The sequence below is a fragment of the Rhizobium sp. CFBP 8762 genome (assembly GCF_014841565.1).
GTDB lineage: Bacteria > Pseudomonadota > Alphaproteobacteria > Rhizobiales > Rhizobiaceae > CFBP-8762.
On record NZ_JACYUD010000020.1, the window covers coordinates 1 to 1,538 of the forward strand.

General features: G+C 61.4%; 2 protein-coding genes. Both read right to left on the reverse strand.

Annotated features, from left to right (window positions below; genetic code table 11):
* Positions 1-899: electron transfer flavoprotein subunit alpha/FixB family protein (locus IFT84_RS21220; RefSeq protein WP_192122601.1), on the reverse strand; the 899-nt coding region annotated here is incomplete at its 3' end.
* A gap of 21 nt (positions 900-920) precedes the next feature.
* A partial coding sequence (locus tag IFT84_RS21225) for an electron transfer flavoprotein subunit beta/FixA family protein (protein ID WP_192122602.1) occupies positions 921-1,538 on the reverse strand: 618 nt, incomplete at its 5' end.

The following is a 1,538-nucleotide window of genomic DNA, read 5'->3' on the forward strand; positions in this document are numbered from 1 at the left end:
TCAAAGATATCCCCGACAAGGCCGTAATCGGCGACCTGAAAGATCGGCGCTTCCTCGTCCTTGTTGATGGCGACGATGACCTTGGAGTCCTTCATGCCCGCCAGATGCTGGATAGCACCGGAAATGCCGCAGGCGATGTAAAGCTGGGGTGCCACGACCTTGCCGGTCTGGCCCACCTGCCAATCATTGGGCGCGTAGCCTGCGTCCACAGCCGCGCGGGATGCACCGATGGCAGCACCGAGCTTGTCGGCAAGCGGTAGCAGAACCTCGTTGAACTTTTCCGATGAGCCCAACGCACGACCACCGGAAACGATGATCTTGGCCGAGGTCAGTTCAGGGCGGTCGGAGGTGGACAGTTCATCGCTGACAAATGTGGACAGGCCGGGATTGGTCGCAGCCGAGACGGTCTCTACCGAGGCCGAGCCGCCTTCGCCAGCCGAAGCAAAGGACGCCGTGCGCACGGTGATGACCGTCTTGGCATCTGTCGTTTGAACGGTCTGGATGGCGTTGCCAGCATAGATCGGGCGCTGGAAGGTATCCGCGCTGACAACGGCGGTGATTTCGGAAATCTGTGCCACGTCGAGAAGAGCCGCTACGCGCGGCATCACATTCTTGGCCGTCGATGTCGCCGGTGCGAGAACGGTATCGTAGCTACCCGCCAGCGAAACGATCAGAGCCGCCAGCGGCTCGGCCAACTGGTTGGCGAGATCGTCGCTATCGGCTAGCAGAACCTTCGTGACGCCGGAAAGTTTGGCAGCTGCCGTGGCCACAGCCTCAGCGCCCTTGCCTGCCACCAGCACATGCACATCGCCGCCCATCTGTGTGGCTGCGGTCAGCGCCTTTGCCGTCTGGTCGGAAAGGCTGGCATTATCGTGATCGGCCAGAAGAAGAATTGCCATTGGTATGTCCTTTCCCAAATCTCAGATGACGCCAGCTTCGTTGCGCAGCTTGTCGACCAGTTCAGCTACCGTCGAGACCTTGACGCCAGCCTTGCGGCCGCCCGGTTCCTCCGTCTTCAACACTTTCAGCCGTGGCGTGGTATCGACACCAAAATCGGCCGGGGTCTTTTTGTCGAGCGGCTTCTTCTTGGCCTTCATGATGTTGGGCAGCGAGGCGTAGCGCGGCTCGTTGAGGCGCAGATCGGTGGTCACCACTGCGGGCAGCGTCAGCGAGACGGTCTGTGCGCCCCCGTCCACTTCGCGGGTGACGGTCGCATGGGTATCGGTCAGTTCCACCTTGGAGGCAAACGTGCCCTGGCTCCAGCCCAAAAGTGCCGACAGCATCTGTCCGGTCTGGTTGCTGTCGTCGTCAATGGCCTGCTTGCCGACGATGATCAGGCCGGGCTGCTCGGTTTGCGCAACGCCTTTGATGATCTTGGCGACGGCCAGAGGCTCTACCACATCGTCGGTTTCCACCAGAATGGCACGGTCTGCACCCATGGCGAGCGCGGTGCGCAAGGTTTCCTCGGCCTTGGCCGGACCGATGGACACGACGACAACTTCGGAAGCCTTGCCAGCCTCTTTCAGGCGCAGCGCTTC